Source organism: Luteibacter mycovicinus (genome assembly GCF_000745235.1).
GTDB classification, from domain to species: Bacteria; Pseudomonadota; Gammaproteobacteria; order Xanthomonadales; family Rhodanobacteraceae; genus Luteibacter; species Luteibacter mycovicinus.
In genome coordinates this window covers 472819-487523 of the sequence record NZ_JQNL01000001.1, presented here as the reverse complement: position 1 = coordinate 487523, position 14705 = coordinate 472819, and the positions used below count along the sequence as shown (strand labels likewise).

Below are 14705 nucleotides of genomic sequence, written 5' to 3'. Positions count from 1 at the left end.
ATCGCCTAGTGTGACGTGTATCACAGGCAGCGTGTCACGTCGCTGACATCTGCATGGAAGAGCCCTCTCGTGCGAACCCGTAGGTTTGGGCCCAACACGTTGGTGCGGGCCGCGGGTTGACGATTAGCATTCGCGTGGCAAGGCGCTGGTCAGGCCATGTAGGAATACCCCTACATGGAAATCAGCCCACCCCTACAAACGGTGCCACGTAAAGTTCTGCGAATTTTCTCAAAGGGGTGCGGTCATGGAATTCTCCGCAAGGCGTCATGGCAGTCGGTCGCTCTGGCGACGGCTTGGGGCATTGGCACTGATGACGTTGGGCAGTTGGTCAGCCCACGCCGCGTATGTCTACGGGCCGCCCTACAACTACAACACGCCCTGGGGCTCGGAGAACGGGTTTTTGTCGGTGGACGGCGCGGTCAACTCGCTCATTGGCCACTATGAGACCGACTGCACCGACGGCACGTTGACCTGTGCGCCCCACACGTTTTCGGTGGCCTACAACGGCAGCAGCAGCGGCACGGCTGCGACCATCACCATCAGCCATGTGAGCAGCACCGGGACGAGCACCAGCGAGTTTTTCGCCTACATCTGGGCGGCAGATGTCACAGGCAGCGGCTTTCAGCCGAAGAATGCCGGTGGGTGCCGCACGATGTGCACGGCAGGCAACGGTGGCAAACAAGACTCCCTGGGCCCGCGGGGGTAGCTTCGGCAACGGCACGGTCAAGCACGAGGGAACCGACCACCGCACGCCGCTGATTGGTGACCCCATCAGCGCGGCCAATGGCAACGAATATCGCCAGGACACGGATGTCAGTTCGTCGCCTTGGCTGACCTTCCGCCGTTTCTACAACTCGTCCAGCTTCGTCCCGTCCAGCACCATGGGCCCGAAGTGGCGGCACTCGTTTGACCGTCGACTGGACCTGATGCCGAACAGCGGCCCGGATGGCGGTCAGCTGTATGCCCGCCGCCCTGACGGGTCCATGGTCCGCTTTTACAGCGCCAATGGCCTGTGGAAGGCCGACACCGACGCGGCGGAGACCCTGACTGAGACTAAGGACGCAACGACAGGCGTACGGACCGGCTACACCTTGCGCCTGGCGGCCACCAACGAGACCGAGCGTTATGACGCGACCGGCCGCCTGCTGACCATCAGCGATGACAATGGCTGGGTCACCGCGCTGACCTACAGCGATGCCACCACCGCACCGGCGATTGCGCCGGCTGCGGGCCTGTTGATTGCCGTGACCGACCCGCAAGGGCGCGTGCTCAACCTGCGCTACGACGCCAAGAGCCGGCTGAGTCAAGTCATCGACCCGGCTGGCCAGACCGCCGTGTATGCCTATGCCGACAGCGGCAACCTCGCTAAGGTGACCTTCGCCGACGGCAACAGTCGTCAGTATCTGTACGCCGAAGCCGCCTACGCCGCCTCTCCGACCAGTTATCCCAGCGAGCTGACGGGCATCATCGACGAGAAGGGCGTGCGTTACGAGACGACGACTTTCAATGAATACAACCGCGCCATCAGCAATCAGTTTGCCGGCGGCGCCGACAAAATCACGCTGAGCTACGCCAATTACTATCAGAACGGCGGCACGCCGGCCGACCTCACCACGCCGCTTGGCCTGGTGGTCACCCTGGGGTTTGCCGATGATGGTGCCCAGACGCTCAAATCCAGCGGCACGAGCACCTATTGCGGGAATCAGTGCAACCAGACCGATAAGGCGATCACTTACGACGCCAATGGCTACCCGGCCACGACCACGGATTACAAGGGCACCGTTACCACCACCACCTATGACGCCAATGGATTGCTGACCCGCCAGGTCGAAGCGTCCGGCACGGATGCGCAGCGCAATACCAGCAGCACCTGGGACGTACTGCACCGCGTACCGCTGACGCAGGCCGTCTCGAACGCCAAGGGCATCGTGGTATCCAAGAACAGCTGGTCGTACAACGCGCGTGGCCAAATGACGGCAGAATGCGCCGTGGACCCTGCGGTGACGGTGACCTACACCTGCGGCAGCCAGGCGCACGCGCCCAAGGGCATCCGCCAGACCCGGTACACCTATTGCGATGCCGTGGATGGCACGCAATGCCCACAGGCAGGCCTGTTGCTCAGCGTGGATGGCCCGCGCACCGATGTCACCGATCTGACCCAGTACGCCTATTTCCTCACAACCGATGAGAGCGGGTGTGCCACCGTGGGTGGCGCTTGCCACCGCGCGGGTGACCTGGCGCAGGTCACGGATGCGGCCGGGCACGTCACCGCCACCCTGGCTTACGACCGCCAGGGGCGGCCGGTGCGCCAAAAGGATGCCAATGGCGTCATCACCGATGTGACTTACACGCCGCGGGGCTGGTTGGCCAGTCGGACAGTGCGTGCCAATGCGGACGGCTCGGCCTCGACCGGCGATGCCACGACCACCCTGATCTACGATGCCGTGGGTGCGCTCAAGTCGGTGACTGACCCCGATGGCGTGTCGGTGACCTACAGCTACGACGATGCCCACCGCTTGGTTGATATGGCCAACGGTTTGGGCGAGCACATTCATTACACGCTCGATGCTTCGGGCAATCGCCTGAAGGAAGAGACGTTCGATGCCAAGGGCGTATCGCGGCGCAGCGTGTCTCGCAAATACAACACGCGCGGCCAGCTGCTCAGCGTGACCGATGGGCTCGGTCATGTGGTTTTCGATGCCACCGCGAGCGGCAGCTACGACGCGAACGGCAACTTGGCCGCGGCGAAGGACGGGTTGGGCATCGCGCGCAACGACACCTACGATGCACTGAACCGCTTGGTGACCAGTGTTGCCAACGCGAACGGCGCAGATGCAAACACAAAAACCACTTCGACGGTGTTTACGTTCGATGCGCTTGACCACCTCGAGTCCGTGGCTGACCCCAATGGCCTCACGACGACTTACGCGTTCGACGGGCTACAGAACGCGACGGGCGTGACCAGTCCCGATTCCGGCACGCAAACCGGAACCTTCGATGCTGCGGGCAATCCTCTAACGCATGCGGATGCCAAGGGCACCGTCGTCACTCAGGGGTTTGACGCGCTGGGGCGGAAAACCTCTGCGGTCTATGCCGACACGCAGCTCAATGTGGCCCTGCATTATGACGAGGCCAACAGCGTCACGGGCTGTGTCAACTCGTTCCCGGTGGGTCGTCTGACGCGCTTGGTGGAAGCAGCCGTCACCACGGTGTATTGCTACGACAACCAGGGTCGCTTGACCGAGCAGCGGCAAACACAAGGAACGGTCACCGACATCACGGATTATGTTTACACCAAGGCCGGGCGCGTGGCGGCGGTCGCCAGTCCGACCGGCTTGGTGACCGAGTACGCCCGCGATGCCGCAGGCCAGCCCATCAAAGTGACGGTGACCCCGGCCAAGGGTGCGGCGACGGTCGTCGTCAACAGCGCGACCTACATGCCATTCGGGCCTTTGACCGCTTACACCTTGGGCAGCGGCCAAGTGGTCAGCCGCAGTTACGATGCGAACTATCAGGCAAGCGATGTCACCAGCCCCGTTCTCTCCATCCATTGGGCACGCAATGCCTCGGGCGATGTGACTGCGCTGGGCGACGTGGCCGGTGCCAACCCGGCAGCGGAAACTTACACCTACGACCCTCTGTACCGCCTCACCTCGGTGAACGATGCCAGCGGCAAGGCGGTGGAGGCCTACACCTACAACCGCACCGGTGATAGGTTGACCAAATCAGCACCTGGACTGGCAACCGGTGCATACGGCTATCAGGCCAACAGCCATTGGCTGACCAGCATCGGCACCGGGTCACGCACCTACGATGCCAATGGGTCGACGACCGGCAACGCGAGTGCTGGCATGGCCTGGGGCTACGGGTACAACGGCCGTGGACAAATGACGGTGGTGCAGCAGGGTGGCGGCACCGTGGCGACGTACGTGTACAACGCGCTGGACCAGCGCGTCGCAAAGGTGGTCGGTTCGGCCACCACCCGTTTTGCCTACGCCGCCGAAGGTCGCTTGCTCGCCGAGTTGGGCGCCACGCGCCGGGACTACATCTGGCTGGGCACCACGCCAGTCGGCGCGGTGGACGATGGAGCGGTGTGGTATGTGCATGCAGATGCCCACGACACGCCGAGGGCGCTGACCAACGCAGCCGGTACCGTGCAGTGGGCGTGGCCGGTCAAGGCCAATCCCTTCGGGGAATCGGCGCCGACGGGCACGCTTAAGTTCAATCTGCGCTTCCCAGGGCAGTATTTCGATATCGAAAGCCAGTTGGTGCACAACGGGCACCGCGCTTATGACCCGGCGACCGGTCGCTACCTTCAGAGTGACCCTGCGGGGCTCCGCGCGGGTGCCTCGACCTACGCCTATGTGAGCGGCAACCCCAATCACGCGGTTGACCCATCAGGCCTGGAAGAAGAAGCGCGCGACGAAGACGAGTTGGAGCGCGAACGGTTCATGGAGTTCCTGGCCCCGCGTCAGGGACCGAACATGGCCGGCATGTCCCTGGCTCGCGCCAATTTCGACTACGAGATGCGCAACGGCGAGTGCGGCAGTGAGCCGGAGTTCCGCGAAAACAAGCCAGGTGAAAGCGAGGCGCAGCGTCGCTTCGAGTATCAACAGCGCTACTTGAACGGCAGCGGTGGGCGTTGGGGTGGGGCGGCGACGCGGGCGCAGAATGTTGACTTGCGATTGGAGCTGGAGGGGCTTGGGTTCACGCCGGTTGCTGGGGCAGGATATGGTCCTGAGGAATACATTCCCACCGCCAACGGTGGCCGCTACGCGGACATGACGATGGAATACAATCAGCCCGGAGCAAATCCTGTGCGCTTGCGTGTGCAGACCGTCTCGACCTACGCTGACGGGGTTACCCCGACCCGTGGCGAAGCCGCAGCAGCAGACGCGATTCGGCAAGCAGCCCCGAGCGATGTCCTCATTTTGGTTCCTAAGCGATGAGTCAGCTTCACTTTTATGCGATGGACCACGATCTGCTTCCGGTGCTGGATGTCCTCGAACACCGGAAGGGAGAGCCGTTGAAATATGTGCGTGTCGGTTTTGGTCCTGCGCTCGATTTCCCCATTTATCGAAGCTATCAAGACATTCCGGACTTGGGCCGTGCGGCGGCGCCCGATTGGCTGGGAGGCGCCTCGTATCTGATGCTCGACGCGGAAGAAGCCGTCGGATTCGAGCACAAGGTGTTCCCTGACTTCGAGCGTTACGGCGTCTTCGAAGGAGTCAATCCGACCAGCGTCAGTTTTTCTCCGTCCGGCGCGTTCGATGGGAATGCCATCATTTATGGTCGCTTCGCGACGATGGGACTCACGGACCGCTCCAAGACCTTGTATCGCCGTGCCACGACCGCGCTGAAGAAGCACTTCCGACGCGTGGACTATGCGTGGGTGGGGCCCCAGGCGTTTGAAGCGTTGCAAGCGGGGTGGAATCTCACTCAACGGTTGGATGCACCGCGAGAGCTTTCGCTCAAGGCGCCCGAGGCTTAGTGGGTCGATGCGGGTTCGGGGCTTTGCCGCCCTCGGGCTCGTGGCTGTACAACATGTGCTGCAAGTCACGCGAGGCGACGGGCATTTTCATTCCGATAAGCATTGATTTCCGGAACCATGCTTAGGGCCAGCCAGAATATCCACTCCGGCCGATACCGGGACGATGCGGTCCGGGTGCCACCGGGCGCGGTCTTCCTGTCCAAGCCGTATCAGCGCCGGCAACTGCTCGCGGTGCTGGCGCTGGTGCGCGGGGCGACCGCTACGGCCGAATAGCTCATCGTGGTGAAGCGCAGGACCGCTGCCGGTCCTGCCAAGAAAGTCTCGCCGTTCGGGGTGATGGTCAGCGCTGGCCGGCATCGTCGGGGTCACGCAGGCCCCGCTGGTCGGTGTCGCCCCCGGACAAGCCCCGGTGCCCGTCAACGACCTCTGTGGAAGCGGACGCAGTCGACGCTTTATTTGGAATGTGTGTCGCTCGTCACGCGGATGACGCGTAAACCATTATGGTGGTCGCTCTGTTTCAGACCGTCGGGCGATTCCGACCGGTATATGCAAGGGCGCGTGCTCAACCTGCGCTACGACGCCAAGAGCCGGCTGAGTCAAGTCATCGACCCGGCTGGCCAGACCGCCGTGTATGCCTATGCCGACAGCGGCAACCTCGCTAAGGTGACCTTCGCCGACGGCAACAGTCGTCAGTATCTGTACGCCGAAGCCGCCTACGCCGCCTCTCCGACCAGTTATCCCAGCGAGCTGACGGGCATCATCGACGAGAAGGGCGTGCGTTACGAGACGACGACTTTCAATGAATACAACCGCGCCATCAGCAATCAGTTTGCCGGCGGCGCCGACAAAATCACGCTGAGCTACGCCAATTACTATCAGAACGGCGGCACGCCGGCCGACCTCACCACGCCGCTTGGCCTGGTGGTCACCCTGGGGTTTGCCGATGATGGTGCCCAGACGCTCAAATCCAGCGGCACGAGCACCTATTGCGGGAATCAGTGCAACCAGACCGATAAGGCGATCACTTACGACGCCAATGGCTACCCGGCCACGACCACGGATTACAAGGGCACCGTTACCACCACCACCTATGACGCCAATGGATTGCTGACCCGCCAGGTTGAGGCGTCCGGCACGGATGCGCAGCGGACCACCAGCTCCACGTGGGATGCGGTGCACCGCGTGCCGTTGATCCGCGCGACGGCCAACGCCAAGGGCATTGTGGTTGCCAAAAGCACATGGGCCTACAACGCCCGCGGGCAAGTGACTGCCGAATGCGCGGTGAACCCCGCCGTGACGGTGACCTACGCGTGCGGCAGCCAAGCGCACGCGCCCAAGGGCATCCGCCAGACCCGGTATAGCTACTGCGATGCGGTGGACGGCACGCAGTGCCCCCAGGTCGGTCTGTTGCTCAGCGTGGATGGCCCGCGCACCGATGTCACCGATCCGACCCAGTACGGCTATTTCCCCACAACCGATGAAAGCGGCTGTGGTACCGTGGATGGCGCCTGCCACCGCGCCGGTGACGTGGCGACGTCCCCCCAGATTTGAGTAGCGGCCCGGTTTCGAGTCCAATCCCCCACGAGAAGGAGATTGGATGTGAAGAAACGCTTTTCCGAAGAACAGATCATCGGCTTCCTACGCGAGGTCGAGGCCGGCATGGCGGTCAAAGACCTGTGTCGCAAGCACGGCTTCAGTGAAGCCTCCTACTACCTGTGGCGAAGCAAGTTCGGCGGTATGAGCGTGCCGGAGGCCAAGCGACTGAAGGACCTGGAGACTGAGAACGGCCGGCTGAAGAAGCTGCTGGCCGAGCAGCTTCTGGAAAATGAGGTCATCAAGGATGCCCTGCGAAAAAAATGGTGAGCGCACCGGATCGGCGTGAGCTGGTGCGCTATCTTGTCGGCCGAGAGTTGAGCGAGCGCCGTTCGCTGGCGATTGCCGACATGAGCGCAAGCGCCTACCGCTACGAGCCGCGCCCGGACCGTAACGTCGAACTCCGCGAGATGATCTTCGCGCTGGCGAATCGCCATAAACGCTATGGCGTGGGCATGATCTATTTGAAGCTTCGCCAGGCCGGACACGCAGTGAATTACAAGCGGGTCGAGCGCCTGTATCAGGAGGCCAGCCTCCAGGTGCGGCGGCGCAAGCGAAAGAAAGTCCCGCCGGCCGAAAGGCAGCCGCTGCTTCGCCCGGCGGCTGCGAACGAGGTTTGGTCGATTGATTTCGTGTTTGACCGCACCGCCGAGGGCCGCGTCATCAAATGTCTGACGATCGTCGACGACGCGACGCATGAGGCTGTCGCCATAGAAATCGAACGAGCCATCTCGGGCATCGGCGTGACGCGCGTCATGGATCGCCTAGCCGTCACGCGCGGCCTACCCAGGGTAATTCGTAGCGATAACGGAAAGGAGTTCTGTGGCAAGGCGATGGTCGCCTGGGCTCACGACCGTGGCGTGCAATTGAGGCTTATCGAGCCCGGCAAGCCGAACCAGAATGCCTACATCGAATCGTTCAACGGACGGCGACGCGATGAATGCCTCAACGAGCACTGGTTTCCCAGCCTTCTGCACGCCGCACAGAAATCGAAAACTGGCGCCGTGAATACAACGAGGAGCGACCGAAAAAAGCACTGGGCGGACTGACGCCCGCCGCCTATGCAAAACAGTTACAGTAATTCCGGACTCAAACCGGACCGCTACTGAAGGCGGGGGGACGTCGGTGGCGCAAATCACGGACGCGGCGGGCCACATCACCGCCACGCTCGCCTACGATCGCCACGGGCGGCCGGTGCGCCAAAAGGATGCCAATGGCGTCATCACCGATGTGACCTACACCACCCGTGGGTGGTTGGCCAGCCGCACGGTGCGCGCCAATGCAACCGGGGTGCCCGCAGCCGGGGACGCCACGACCACCCTGACCTATGACGCCGTGGGTGCGCTCAAGTCGGTAACGGACCCCGATGGGGTGGCGATCACCTACAGCTACGACGACGCACACCGTTTGGTCGATATGGCCAATGGACTGGGCGAGCACATTCATTACACGCTCGACGCTTCGGGCAATCGCATCAAAGAAGAGACCTTCGACGCCGAAGGCCTATCTCGGCGCAGCGTATCTCGCAAATACAACACACGCGGCCAACTGGTCAGTGTGACCGATGGGCTCGGCCATGTGGTCTTCGACGCCACCGCGAGCGGCAGCTACGACGCGAACGGCAACTTGGTGTCGGCCAAGGATGCGCTCGGCACGGTGCAGAACAATACTTTCGATGTGCTGGACCGCCTGGTCACCAGCGTCGCCGATGCCAACGGCACCAATGCGGCGACCAAAGCCACCACCAGCGTGTTCACCTTGGACGCGCTGGATCAACTGAAGTCCGTTACCGACCCCGACGGCTTGGTGACGAGCTACAGCCTCGACGGCCTGAGCAATGCCACCGGCCAGGTCAGCCCCGACACGGGCACGCAGGCGTCCACCTTCGACGCGGCGGGCAATCCGCTGACGCAGACCGACGCCAAGGCCACAGTCGCGACACAAGCCTTCGATGCGCTCGGCCGCCGCACCGCCGTCAGCTACACCGACACCAAGCTCAATGCGGCGTTCCATTACGACGAGGCCAACAGCGTCACCGGGTGCGCCAATTCCTTCCCAGCCGGTCGGTTGACCCGCGTGGTGGAAAGCGTTGTGACAACCGTGTACTGCTATGACAACCAAGGGCGCGTCACCGAGCAGCGCCAGACGCAAGGCGCGGTCACTGACAGCACCGACTATGTCTACACCAAGGCCGGCCGTCTGGCGGCGGTCGCGTCACCCAGCGGCTTGGTGACGGAATACGCGCGCGACGCGGCCGGGCAGATCACCACGGTCACCATCACGCCGGCCAAGGGTGCGGGAAGCACCGTGGTCCGCGCGGCAACCTATTTGCCCTTCGGACCCATCGCCAGCTACACCCTGGGCAATGGCCAGACCGTCACCCGCACGTACGATGCCAATTATCGCTCCATTGACATCACCAGCCCCGCGCTCAATCTCCACGTGGCACGGGATGCGGTGGGTAACATTGTGGCCTTGGGTAGCACGCCGGGGGCGACTCCGGCCGTTGAGACCTACAGCTACGATGCGCTGTATCGCCTGACGGGCTTCAAGAGCGCCAGCGGTGCGGTGGTGGAGGCTTACACCTACTCAAAGACCGGTGATCGCCTGACCAAAACCGCACCGGGCTTGGCCACGGGTGCCTATGGCTACCAGGCTGGCACCCATTGGTTGACCAGCATCGGCACCGGCTCGCGCACCTATGATGCCAACGGCTCTACGACCGGCAACGCCAGTGCCGGCACCTCCTGGGGGTATGGATACAACGGACGCGGGCAGTTGACCGTCTTGCAGCAGGGCGGCACGACGGTGGCGACCTATGCCTACGACGCCTCGGCGCATCGGGTTGCCAAAACGGTCGGTTCCGCCACCACCCGCTTTGCGTATGGTCCCAGTGGGTTGCTGGGCGAATACGGTGCGGCCTCGCGCGACTATGTGTGGATGGATGACACTCCGGTGGCGGTGGTCGACGGCACCACCGTGGCCTTCGTGCATGCCGATGGCCTGAACACGCCCCGCGCGGTCACCAACGCCACCGGCGCCTTGGTGTGGTCGTGGGCCTACCAGGGCAATCCGTTTGGTGAGCAGGGGCCGACCTCGACCAGCGGTTATGTGCTGAATCTGCGGTTCGCGGGCCAGTATTTCGACCGCGAGTCGGGCAACGTTTATAACGGGTATCGGTACTTCGACGCGTTGACGGGCCGGTATCTGCAGAGCGACCCCATCGGGCTAATGGGCGGAATCAGCACCTATGCTTACACTGACTCCAATCCGTTGGGCGCAGTGGACTCGCTCGGGCTCGCCGGCGAAAAATACGAGTATCAACGGGTAGCTCCCACGCCTCAAATGCTGGCGGCAGAGGAACTCTTGACGAAGCTGGCCACGCAAGCCGCTAACACGGTCGACAAGTCATGCACGGGTCTGTGCCGCCTGCCATGGATTCGCGGTACGCTTATTCACAGCGAGTTCAAGCGGCTCGTCGATGCGCAGTGCCCGCAGTCGCTGTATCACACCGAGGTCAGCTACTACGATCACATCGAGGTCCGATATGGGTATCCCGACTCGTCGAGGGCGGATGTGGTCCTGGGTCCCAAGGCGGCGCCCATTGCCGTCTATGACCTCAAGACCGGATGGGGCTACATCAGCAGGGCACAGGCAAATGCTTACGGTGCTAATCTGCCGGTGGGCACCGTCGTTGCACCCATTTACCCCGTAGGTCGTTGACACATGAATAAACGTGCGATTGCTCGCCTGATGCATCAGCGCGTGGAGGGGCTCAGCCAGCTTGGCGGATACTTCTTTCGTCAGAACGTGGAGTTGGTGCTGGATGGGGTGCTTTTGGAGTATCGGCCTCAAGAGGTCCACCTTTGGCACTTTCGCTTCCCGCTGTTCGATGACTTTGGCGAGAATTTGCTTTACAGCAATCGTTTGCAGGAGGGCGGGGTTATCGCCAAGGGCAAGCTGTCTGACGAAGCCATCGTCGAGCACGTCGTGAATCATCCAGAGCTTGTCGACGTGTTGCGCCCCGGGCCACCGGCTCGGACGTGTGATTTTCTTGAGTATCTGGAGGGGGCAGAAGCGATGTTGAATCCGCATGCGCGCCTTGTCTTTGCATCGGGATTGGTACTCGATCAGGAATACGCGCGTGCGAATGCTGCGCTCGAATCGATGTTCGCGACGATGGCGAACCGGCTGAGCAAGCGTGATGCAGAACACGGAGCCAGCCTCCTGATGAGGCTTGGACAAAGTGGTGAGTCCGCGGCCGCGCTCTTGGAAACGGTAATCCAGAAAAATCGTCAGGCCTTTGGCATCCGCTGATGACTCCTTGCAAAGAGCCCAAGCGAGCGTCTCTGGCAGGGTCTCGAGCTTGTTGGGGGGAGTCGTCAAAGGAGCACGGAAGACTCATCGACGACGTTCCAGGTCGCCCGGTTAGAAAATCTTGCCGTCCGGCCTGACCTTCGGTCATATCTACACCGGAACGATTCTGGAATAGGCGTTCCAGCTCACCCAACGCCGTCTTGATTCATCACGGTGGTCACCCTGCTTGAGGCCAAGGGGAAATCAGAACGGTCGGGCAGGAGAGGCCTCTGCTGATCAGTTCGGCCATGCCCGAACAGCGTGGAGGCGGCGCCGGGTTAGCGACCCTGGAGCGGCTTCCACGGATACAGCATGGTCAAAAAGACCCTGCCCTCTGCCGTATTGCACACGCGCTGCCAACTGGTAAACGCGTCCACCGCGAGGTCGACCAGCGTTTTGGCTTCGGAGCGCGTCATATTTTTCGCGAAATCTTAGTCGGCCACATGGCGACCTTGTTGCAAATCGGAAAAGGCTGCGGCGACCACGAGCAAGTCGGGAGGCACTGGGCCGGTCATGTGGAGCTTGTAAGCTCTTGGGAGCGTGGTGCGACGCAAGCCTCTGGCCGCATTGGCCATGTCGGTAGGGTCAAGGCGCGACGCGCACTTTGGATCAGAGCGGTCGATTGCCCGGCGCAGATGCGGGCCGCGGCGGCCTCACTCAGGAGATGGAAGAGCGTAGTAAGCGGTCGAGACGCTGCGCCGCAGATTCGCTTGCTGCGAACGTGTGCGGTCTCGCATCAGCAGATGCTGAGCCTGCGCCAGTAAGTCGACCGGGAGGGTCACCCGTCAGCGGGAGAGCAATCGGAAGTAGGGGTAGCGAGAAACTCCAAACGTCTGAGCGACCGCTCACGGCGTCCATGATCCGGCGCAGTTCCACCCATGGATGTGCTCGGCGACCCGGTCGCGCTCGTCGGGTGCATCCTGATCGTAGATGGGAGATTACGACCCGCGGCGAACGCCTTTAGCAGGTCTAGTGCAGCATAGATTCCAAGAGTGAGGATCGTAACTGCAAGGCTTTGCGAAGACAGGACACGCTAGCGCCGCATCGTGCCCGGCGTTCGACAATCCAGGCGCGCTGTGTCGCCACGAGTTGGGCATGAGCGGAAACGGTGAGGGTCGCGAGCACCGCACGATACGTCCGCCCCAACGCGCCATCGGCCTGACGCAACCCGGCATCGGCGCAAATGGCGGACTCGTCCGCAAAGCCAGCTTTGGCGCAGTCGAACGAGGGCCGCGGCGCATTCATGCGTGTCGAACTTTCGGGCCCGGATTGACCAGCGCTCGTGGGCGACTCCAGGTCGGGGACGGCCACCCGCCGCTCGGGCAAGATAGTGTCAGGTCGCACCTCGGTCTGGGGCGCTATCGAACCGCCAGCTTGAGGTGCGACGGGCGGACGAGCTGCTGCAACAGCGCCACCTCCAAAAGCGATGAGCGTGCTCGCGGCGGCCGGCAGCACCACGGCGAAGAAGAGCGCTACCCACATGAGACGCCGCTGCTGCAAAGGCATATCGGGCGACTTCGCGCAGCTACGCACGATCGTAGCGATCGCCGTCAAGGCCGCGACAATCAACACGCCTATCACTTGCATGGGTTGGGTCAAGTGGGCGAAGGCGTCGGGCAGGTCAGTCATGGAGACACAAGCAGGTTCGGATCGTCGTTTATCGGCTACGGTTGCCCGATCTTGAGTTGTGTTGGTTGATAGGCCGACCGCGGCCTATGGCGACGTCCCTCCCTCAGTACCATCCGTGCTTCGAGCCCTCGATATGCTCGGCGATCAATCGGTCAGAGTCTGTTCCATCAAGCGCCCTGTTGCTCTTGCCGATAAACTCCGAGGTATACGCAGTATCGGAATACGCGTTTTGGTTCGGGTCGCTGCTCATTTTCCTATCAGCGCTTTGGCGCGACGATGCGATTGATCAGGTGCCGCTGCGGGCACTTTTTACGGTGGTCGGTGGTTTGTCTTCACCGATGACGGTGATTCTTGCACCCATATTCATCGTCCGTGCGCTGCGTCTCAGAGACCGGCGCGAGACCCTTATCTGCATCATCGCGGTCCTCTGGGCGGTCGTGCAGGTGGCGCTGGTGTACCTGACCACTCCGGTTCCGATCCCAGGGGCCGCGCTCGCTGCCATCTCCATCCCAGACGTGCTGGCAAAGTTCGTAGGCTGGTACATGTTCTTCCCCGGAATCGAAGGGGTGGCCATTGGTGCGTGGCTGGGCGCAGCGATTATCGTCGTCGCCTTATTCGGTATTCGACGTTCACCGGATTTCGGCCTTTTGGTTCTCGGATATATTCTTCTTGCCGCAGTCGCCGCTTCAATGGCCCGCGCCCCGCTGCAGTGGGTGTCAGCCTTTACCGATGGCCCGCGGTACTTCTTTTACCCCTACCTTTTGCTGTCGTGGCTCCTGATCTACGGATTGGCCAGCGCCGAGCGGATCGAGGGGATTCTCATCGCCCTGGTGCTGTTGCTCAGTCTTCTGCAGACCTACCTATACGGACAGAGGCGCCACGAAACACTCGACTGGGCCCACGAGGTAGCGCGGTGCGCCGCCTCGGAGCGATACGTCTTCCCAATTCATTACGACGGAGTCTTGGATCACGCGTGGCACATGGAATTGAAGGGAAGGGAGTGCCGTCGGCTGGTCCGCCGGTCTCTGCCGCGCGCGTGAGGGGCGCCCAGTCTGTGCGCGCCCGACTCGAAATGGTGACCAAATGTTGACCAAACGTTGACCAAACGGAGCCCATTGGGGACCAATCCAGACCAACTAAATAAAAAGGCCAGTAAGCGAATCAATCACTTACCGGCCTGAACTGGTGGAGGTGGCGGGAGTCGAACCCGCGTCCGAAGGCGTTTAATCTCCAGATCTACATGCTTAGCTCACCGTTAGATCTCGTCCACCGACAGCACGGCGTGCTAAGCGCACCGGCGGACATATCTGATTGATCTAGCGTCAGGCCCACAGACGGAGAGCCTTTCAGCGGTCTCATGATAGTGACCCTACACCGCCGAGCATGAGCACAAGAGCGGGTCGGGGGTTTGGCCTTTTTTAGGGGCCGGACAGCTTAGGCGGCGAGAGCCACCGAGTTGTCACCGTAGTAGTTGTCATTGGCAACTATATGTTTTGCAGCTGGTTTAACGAGGAAAGCTACCCCCTCGGCATGCACCAGTAGATCGCACTACCCCCGTCGAAACCAGAACACCCCCGGGGAAAACGTGGTGGAACTACATCACTCAGTATATGGGCGGGGAGGAAGACCCACAATG

At 62.0% G+C, this 14705-nt stretch carries 9 protein-coding genes, 1 other RNA gene and 1 pseudogene; 9 read left to right on the top strand and 2 right to left on the bottom strand.

All coding sequences use genetic code 11. The features are described from left to right. The first annotated feature begins 244 nt into the window (after positions 1–244). The 8 genes and pseudogenes from FA85_RS21770 (at position 245) to FA85_RS02110 (ending at position 11401) form a co-directional block, all read left to right on the top strand. Positions 245–706 (top strand): hypothetical protein, encoded by a 462-nt coding sequence (locus tag FA85_RS21770; RefSeq protein ID WP_156108710.1) that lies wholly within the window; start codon positions 245–247, stop codon positions 704–706. Next, positions 672–4949 (top strand): RHS repeat-associated core domain-containing protein, encoded by a 4278-nt coding sequence (locus FA85_RS02140; RefSeq protein WP_051943506.1) that lies wholly within the window; start codon positions 672–674, stop codon positions 4947–4949. Before FA85_RS21770 ends, FA85_RS02140 begins: the two co-directional genes overlap by 35 nt. Beyond that, entirely contained in the window at positions 4946–5491 is a 546-nt protein-coding gene (locus FA85_RS02135; RefSeq protein ID WP_036112470.1) for a hypothetical protein, read from the top strand. The genes FA85_RS02140 and FA85_RS02135 overlap by 4 nt, the downstream gene beginning before the upstream one ends. A 117-nt stretch (positions 5492–5608) precedes the next feature. Then, a complete protein-coding gene (locus FA85_RS21765; RefSeq protein ID WP_156108711.1) occupies positions 5609–5764 on the top strand; it encodes a hypothetical protein in 156 nt (51 codons plus the stop codon). A gap of 285 nt (positions 5765–6049) precedes the next feature. Then, entirely contained in the window at positions 6050–7042 is a 993-nt protein-coding gene (locus tag FA85_RS02130; protein WP_197056470.1) for an RHS repeat domain-containing protein, read from the top strand. A 108-nt stretch (positions 7043–7150) separates the two neighbouring features. Then, positions 7151–8165: pseudogene (locus FA85_RS02120) on the top strand (IS3 family transposase). A gap of 44 nt (positions 8166–8209) precedes the next feature. Next, the gene (locus FA85_RS02115; RefSeq protein WP_051943508.1) at positions 8210–10807 is read left to right on the top strand and encodes an RHS repeat-associated core domain-containing protein; all 2598 of its coding nucleotides are present in this window, start codon (positions 8210–8212) and stop codon (positions 10805–10807) included. A gap of 3 nt (positions 10808–10810) precedes the next feature. Then, positions 10811–11401 (top strand): hypothetical protein, encoded by a 591-nt coding sequence (locus FA85_RS02110; protein WP_156108712.1) that lies wholly within the window; start codon positions 10811–10813, stop codon positions 11399–11401. A gap of 1008 nt (positions 11402–12409) precedes the next feature. Here the strand turns inward: FA85_RS02110 and FA85_RS20730 are convergent. Then, positions 12410–13069 (bottom strand): lysozyme inhibitor LprI family protein, encoded by a 660-nt coding sequence (locus FA85_RS20730; protein ID WP_051943510.1) that lies wholly within the window; start codon positions 13067–13069, stop codon positions 12410–12412. An 86-nt stretch (positions 13070–13155) separates the two neighbouring features. Here FA85_RS20730 and FA85_RS02100 point away from each other — a divergent pair, with 86 nt between their 5' ends. Further along, a complete protein-coding gene (locus tag FA85_RS02100; protein WP_036112479.1) occupies positions 13156–14109 on the top strand; it encodes a hypothetical protein in 954 nt (317 codons plus the stop codon). A 143-nt stretch (positions 14110–14252) separates the two neighbouring features. On the opposite strand, the gene ssrA is transcribed toward FA85_RS02100, so the two are convergent. Continuing rightward, positions 14253–14645, bottom strand: a transfer-messenger RNA (tmRNA) gene (gene ssrA / locus FA85_RS21315). Positions 14646–14705: the final 60 nt, after the last annotated feature.

What these genes read in the sequence shown, in the direction of transcription:
- FA85_RS02100 (WP_036112479.1), top strand. Translation starts at nt 13,156, where the DNA reads ATGGCGACGTCCCTCCCTCAGTACCATCCGTGCTTCGAGCCCTCGATA.
- FA85_RS21770 (WP_156108710.1), top strand. Translation starts at nt 245, where the DNA reads ATGGAATTCTCCGCAAGGCGTCATGGCAGTCGGTCGCTCTGGCGACGG.
- FA85_RS02135 (WP_036112470.1), top strand. Translation starts at nt 4,946, where the DNA reads ATGAGTCAGCTTCACTTTTATGCGATGGACCACGATCTGCTTCCGGTG.
- FA85_RS20730 (WP_051943510.1), bottom strand. Translation starts at nt 13,069, where the DNA reads ATGACTGACCTGCCCGACGCCTTCGCCCACTTGACCCAACCCATGCAA.
- FA85_RS21765 (WP_156108711.1), top strand. Translation starts at nt 5,609, where the DNA reads ATGCTTAGGGCCAGCCAGAATATCCACTCCGGCCGATACCGGGACGAT.
- FA85_RS02110 (WP_156108712.1), top strand. Translation starts at nt 10,811, where the DNA reads ATGAATAAACGTGCGATTGCTCGCCTGATGCATCAGCGCGTGGAGGGG.